General features: G+C 50.0%; 4 protein-coding genes and 1 pseudogene. All 5 read right to left on the bottom strand.

The window, feature by feature from the left end:
- Positions 1-2 precede the first annotated feature (2 nt).
- On the bottom strand, positions 3-1,271 hold the full coding sequence (gene aroA / locus BN162_RS05700) for a 3-phosphoshikimate 1-carboxyvinyltransferase (protein WP_020224130.1): 1,269 nt from the start codon (positions 1,269-1,271) through the stop codon (positions 3-5).
- A pseudogene (gene aroF / locus BN162_RS05705) lies at positions 1,271-2,288 on the bottom strand (3-deoxy-7-phosphoheptulonate synthase). The gene aroA and the pseudogene aroF overlap by 1 nt, the downstream one beginning before the upstream one ends.
- A complete protein-coding gene (locus tag BN162_RS05710) occupies positions 2,285-3,577 on the bottom strand; it encodes a shikimate kinase (RefSeq protein ID WP_020224132.1) in 1,293 nt (430 codons plus the stop codon). Before BN162_RS05710 ends, aroF begins: the two are co-directional and overlap by 4 nt.
- Positions 3,562-4,686 (bottom strand): chorismate synthase, encoded by a 1,125-nt coding sequence (gene aroC, locus BN162_RS05715; RefSeq protein WP_020224133.1) that lies wholly within the window; start codon positions 4,684-4,686, stop codon positions 3,562-3,564. The genes BN162_RS05710 and aroC overlap by 16 nt, the downstream gene beginning before the upstream one ends.
- A gap of 60 nt (positions 4,687-4,746) precedes the next feature.
- Positions 4,747-5,751, bottom strand: a complete 1,005-nt coding sequence (gene aroB / locus BN162_RS05720) for a 3-dehydroquinate synthase (RefSeq protein ID WP_020224134.1) — start codon at positions 5,749-5,751, stop codon at positions 4,747-4,749.
- Between the last annotated feature and the right edge of the window lie 295 nt (positions 5,752-6,046).

Raw genomic sequence — 6,046 nt, forward strand, 5'->3', positions numbered from 1 at the left:
TGTTAATTCTCCTTTATTTCAATACCCAGAGACCGTAAATCCGCAAAAAATCCAGGATACGATTTGGCAATGGCCTGTGCGCCTTCAATTGTAATCGGCCCCTCTGCCATTGTCGCACCAATAGCCAGTGCCATAACAATGCGATGATCCTGATGGCCGCTGACAGTAACGCCGCCCTGCCAAGGTGTAGGTCCTTCGATCCAGACTTCACTTTCTGTGGAATGAATCTGGACGCCCACTTTACGGAGCTCGGTTTCCATCGCTTCTATTCTATCACTTTCTTTATAGCGCAGGCGAGCCGCATTGATCATTTTTGTTTCACCCTGGGCAAAACTGGCCAAAACCATCAAAATCGGGCCGAGATCCGGACAGTTCTGCATATCGATGACCGAACCTTTTAACGCCGCAGGACGGAAAATAATTTCTTTTTCATTCACTTCCACGTTACCGCCCATGGCCCGAACGATGTCCAGAATCTGCCGATCGCCCTGGCGGGAATCCGGCCGCAGACCTAGGCAGCGAATCTCATGATTAATGCACCCCAGCGCCGCGTAAAAGCCAAGCTGGGAATAATCCGATTCCACCGTTGTTTCACAGGCGCGATAACGCTGACCGCCGGGAATCCGCAGCGTCAGTTCATCTTCAAAATAAGCATGAACGCCAAAATCCTCAAGCATCTGCAGTGTCAGCTCCACATAAGAGCGTGACTCAAACGGCGGTTCGATATGTAGCCGGGAATCTTCGCAGCAGCAGACTAAGGCAAACAACAAACCGGAAATAAACTGCGAGCTGATATCACCGCGCAGGGTAAACTCACCCGGCTGGAGCGCGCCTTCAATTTCAATTCGTTCTTCGGACTGCGAATAAACCAGCCCCTGAGCCTGAAACAGTTGTTCATAGACGGTCTGGGGACGCTTGAGCAGGCGATTCTGACCGGTAAAGCGCACGCGCTGGCCAGTCAGCGAAAAGATCGGAATGAAGAAGCGCAGGGTTGAGCCGGATTCCTTACAGAAGATTTCATCGGTCTTTAATTGATGAAAATCGGGAATTCCCCAAACCCGCACATCGCTGCCATCCAGTTCAATTCGTGCGCCCAGTTTGCGCATACCGTCAATCGTCGTCAAAATGTCATCGGAATAATCGACATGATGGATCAAGCTTTCCCCCTGAGCCAAAGCCGCGCAGATGATCGCCCGATGCGCCATGGATTTGCTTGGAGGAATCGAAACGGTTGGCTGAGTACAAATACCCGGAGTCATCGTTGCCTGCATTACAGAGATCTCCCTACCACCTGAGCAATCGCGCGGCCTTTTTCAATCAGCGAGGCAAACTTCGCCGGCTTCAATGACTGAGCGCCGTCGCTCCACGCGCATTCCGGGCAGGAATGGACTTCGATGATCAAACCATCCGCGCCCGCCGCGATCGCTGCCAGCGACATCGCTTCGACTAACTTCCAGTCCCCAGTCGCATGCGAAGGGTCAATGATGATCGGCAGATGTGTCCGTTCCTTGATGATCGGTACAACGCTCAGATCCAGCGTGTTGCGGGTGTATTTCTCAAAGGTCCGGATCCCGCGTTCGCACAGGATCACATTCTTGTTGCCGCCGGCCATGATGTATTCCGCCGCCATGATCCATTCCTCAATCGTGTTCGCCAACCCGCGCTTTAACAGCACCGGCTTATTGACTTTTCCCAATGCTTTTAACAGATCGAAGTTCTGCATGTTGCGCGCTCCGACCTGAATCAGATCGACATGCTCGACAAATTCATCAATCTTATCCGCGCTCATCAATTCACTGACAATCGGCAGACCGGTCTTTTCCCGCGCTTTGACCATCGCCAGAACACCTTCGGTGCCCATGCCCTGAAACGCATATGGGGAGGTTCTCGGCTTGTATGCCCCGCCCCGCAGCATCACGCCGCCGGCAGCCTTGACCTCTTGGGCGATATCGCAGATCATCGTTTCACCTTCAACCGAGCAGGGACCGCCGATCACCGCGATCTTTTCATGACCGCCGACCTTTACGCCGCTGACGTTAATAACGGAGTCTTTCGGATGGAACATCCGGTTAGCCAGCTTATATGGGGCGGCAATGCGCGTAACCTCTTCCACCCATTCATTTGCCATGATCCGCCGTTCATCCAGTTTCGCCGTATCACCGACTAAACCAAAAACATTGTAATTGGCACCGGAGATCATGTTGACCTGAACGCCTTGTTTTTCAAAGTTTTTTGATCAGTCGGTCAATTTCCGGCTGCGGTGTGTTCTTTTTTAATGTGATAATCATTTTTTCATTCCCCCTGTTGAATTTGTATTCTCATCAATAAAACCATCGTTCTCGATCTGCCAGCGGCGCCAGCATTCCTGAGCTGTCTGTTCAATGCTTCCGTTGTTGTCAATCTGTTGATCACAGGCACTCCGATACAGCTCAATCCGCTGATCGTATAACTGACGCAGTGCTTCACGGCTGGAGCTTAATGGGCGACTTGGATCGGTTTCCAGCTGATCCAGGCTGCGATCCAAGAAATACACTTTGCCGCTTTGGCGCAGCCGCCGAACATTTTCCCAATCTTTGACGATCCCGCCGCCGGTGGCGATAATCTGCCCACTCTGCAGCGTCACCTCAGCCAGGATCTCAACCTCAATCTGGCGGAAAGAGGCTTCGCCTTCCTGATCGAAAAACGCCCGAATCGGCATGCCGATTCGCTCAACAATCCGCTGATCAATATCGACAAGCGGACGGCCGCTGAGCTCCGCCAGTTTCCTGGCAATCGTACTCTTGCCGCAGCCCGGCATACCGATCAAAACAAGATTCATCTTTTCTCTGGCTAAATCCGCCGTCATTTTCAGGATCGCTTCCGAACTGACGGCTTTGCCGGTAAATGCCCGGATGGCTTCCGCCGCCTGCGCTGTCAGCATGCTCAACCCAGTCGCAGTTTTGCACCCTCGCTTCTGCGCCTCGACAATCAGGCGGGTGCGGTGCGGATTATAGATGACATCCGCCACGCTTTCCAACTGAGGAAAGTGATTCAGTTCTATCGGATTCCCTTCCTGATCTGGAAACATTCCTACCGGGCTGGTATTGACGATCACCTGAGCGTCGCTGTGCTGTCGATAGGCTTCTTCATAGGTTAAGGTCTGCGCTGATGGATTCCGCTTCACCTTGAGGATGGATAAAGCCCCCAAATCCTCCAGTACCGCATAAACGGCCTGGGCAGCCCCGCCGTTGCCCAACAGAATGACTTTCTTATCGCGAATCTCAATTCCCGCCTGTTCCAGCATGAACCGGCATCCATAATAATCCGTGTTTTTACCGATCAGACGGCCATGATCATTGACGATCGTATTGACCGCGCCGATCCGCTGTGCCCGTTCATCGAGTTCATCCAGATAGGGGATAACCGTCTGCTTATACGGAATCGTGACATTCAGCGCCGCAAATTCTTTCGCTTTCATCAAAGCGTCCAATTGCTGAGGACTGACTTCAATCAGCTCGTAGGCATAACCACCCAGAGCTTCGTGAATCCGTTGGGAATAGCTGTGACCTAAATGTTCACCGATCAATCCCCGCCGCATGCGTCTTCCCCTTTCCACCACAGAATCCCGAATCGTTCTGTCAACAGATCCACCAGCCCCAAAGCAATCATACTGTCAACAACGACCCTTGCCCGATGCAGGATCGCCGGATCATGCCGGCCTTCAATCTGCAGCGTCACGGCTTCCCCAGTTTTCAGATTAACGCTGGACTGCTGTTTATATATGGAAGGCGTCGGCTTCACGACCGTCCGGATCCGCAGCGGCATGCCATTGGTAATTCCGCCGTTAATTCCGCCGTTGTGATTGGTCAGCGTCTGAAGCTGTCCGTCCTTGATCGCAAAGCCATCGTTGGCTTCGCTGCCGGTTTTCGCCGCGAAGTCAAAACCATCGCCAAATTCTACGCCCTTCACAGCTCCGATACTGAAAAGTAAATGTGCAAGCTTGCTTTCGACCGAATCAAAGAAAGGTTCCCCTACGCCAGCCGGCATTCCGACAACGGCACTTTCCAAAATACCGCCCATCGAATTACCCTGAGCCTGCGCTTCTTCAATTCTTTTCTGAACTGCATCCCGTACGGAATCCTGGATGCAGGCCAGATATTGATCCTCCAAAGCCAGCAGTTGTTTTCGCAGCACGATCTCATCGTCAGCCAGCGGCTCATCTATGATTTCCTGCATCTGACTGACATGCGTTCCGACTTCAATTCCCTTGGATTTGAGCATCTGCAGGAAAATCGCTCCCGCCGCTACTAACGGCGCGGTAATCCGTCCTGAGAAATGACCGCCGCCGCGGTAATCCTGATACCCCAGATATTTGATCTCAGCTGTGTAATCGGCATGGGAAGGCCGTGGAATATTCCGCATTTTGGAATAGTCCTTGCTTCGCATATTTTCGTTTTGGATCAGAATGCACAGCGGCGTCCCCGTTGTCCTGCCTTCAAAAACGCCGCTGACGATTTCCGGAATATCCGCTTCCTGCCGCTGGGTTGAAATTTTTCCTTTCGGCTTGCGCTTTTCCATTTGTTTTTGCATCCAGGCCTGATCAATCAGAATTCCCGAAGGCAGCCCCTGAATCACTACGCCAATCGCTTCGCCATGACTTTCGCCAAACAGCGATAGCTGAATGCATTGTCCAATCGCACTTTTCATCGTTTGATCTCCTTGTTTTATTCGTTTGCCTTTCAATCTTATTTCTGTATTCTTGATCTGTTACAGATATTCTTTGATTTTTTCTGTCGGAATGTCCTTCAAGTACGCCTCGCCTACCTTGCGCAGCAGGACAATCGTCAGTGTTCCGCCGTCAATCTTCTTATCTTTGGTTATGAAATCGTAAACCTGTTGACGATCATATTCAATGTCCTCTTTCAGATTTAAACGTTGATAAATCGGATGCAGACGTTCGCGCACGACTTCATCCTTGATCATCTTCATCATGCCTAACGCTACTGCTTCACCATGATAAACATCATGCAGATGATAATAGCTCTCGATGCCGTGACCGATCGTATGGCCGAAATTCAAAATTCGCCGGACACCAATCTCGCGTTCATCAATCTCGACGACCTTCTTTTTCATCATCAGCGATTTATATAGAATCTTTTCAATGTGATCCATTGGATTTTCGGTTTCAAACAGTTCAAATAACGATTCATCCCGAATTAATCCCGCTTTTAAGGCTTCAGCTAAACCGTTGTTGATATGCCGTTTGGGCAAGGTGGCCAGTACATCCGGATCAATGAAAACCATTTTTGGCTGCCAGAAAGCTCCGACACAGTTTTTAATTCCATCCAGATTAATTGCGACTTTACCGCCGATACTGCTGTCAATCTGGGAAAGCGTTGTCGTTGGGATATTGATAAACTCAATCCCTCGCATATAGGTAGCCGCAACAAATCCGGACAAATCGCCGATAACCCCGCCGCCTAACGCGACGATCAGATCTTTGCGTGAAAAGCGTTCTTTCAGCAATCGCCGCAAAATCTGTTGGTAAACTTCCATACTTTTGGCACCTTCGCCCTGAATTACCCGTTCGACATAGCCCTGGGAACACTGAGCCAGTACGCGCTGAGCATATTCCTCCGGAACACCTTCATCGGTAATGATCATCACCTTGCGCTGACCATCGAGAACCTGTCCTATCTGATTTAGTAATCCCCGCTGAATCAAAATCGGATAGCTTTTGTCTTTGAGATTGACCGTGATTTTTTTCATCATATTTCTTTTCTCCCCTCTCACACAATCCACAAAAAAAACCGTACAGGCATATCCTGTACGGTTCAGCATTTCATTTCGCATTCCCTTCAGATATAGCCTGATTTCAAATCAAAACGGGCTAATGTCCAAAGCGAACCAGCCCTCTATCTAAAGGTAAAATAAAAGTAAGAAGAACTCGGATGTTCAATTGTTTTACAGCCATTTTTTAACATAATGTACACCTCGATGTTTTTACTATATCACAATTCGATTGAAATGCAATCTTTTTCTGAAACTTTGATATCTTGTTTCAGAT

The organism is Holdemania massiliensis AP2 (assembly GCF_000327285.1).
In the GTDB taxonomy this organism is placed as follows: Bacteria; Bacillota_I; Bacilli_A; order Erysipelotrichales; family Erysipelotrichaceae; genus Holdemania; species Holdemania massiliensis.

Excerpts from the sequence above, each read along its gene's own strand:
- aroC (WP_020224133.1), bottom strand. The coding sequence starts at position 4,686 with ATGAAAAGTGCGATTGGACAATGCATTCAGCTATCGCTGTTTGGCGAA.
- BN162_RS05710 (WP_020224132.1), bottom strand. The coding sequence starts at position 3,577 with ATGCGGCGGGGATTGATCGGTGAACATTTAGGTCACAGCTATTCCCAA.
- aroA (WP_020224130.1), bottom strand. The coding sequence starts at position 1,271 with ATGCAGGCAACGATGACTCCGGGTATTTGTACTCAGCCAACCGTTTCG.
- aroB (WP_020224134.1), bottom strand. The coding sequence starts at position 5,751 with ATGATGAAAAAAATCACGGTCAATCTCAAAGACAAAAGCTATCCGATT.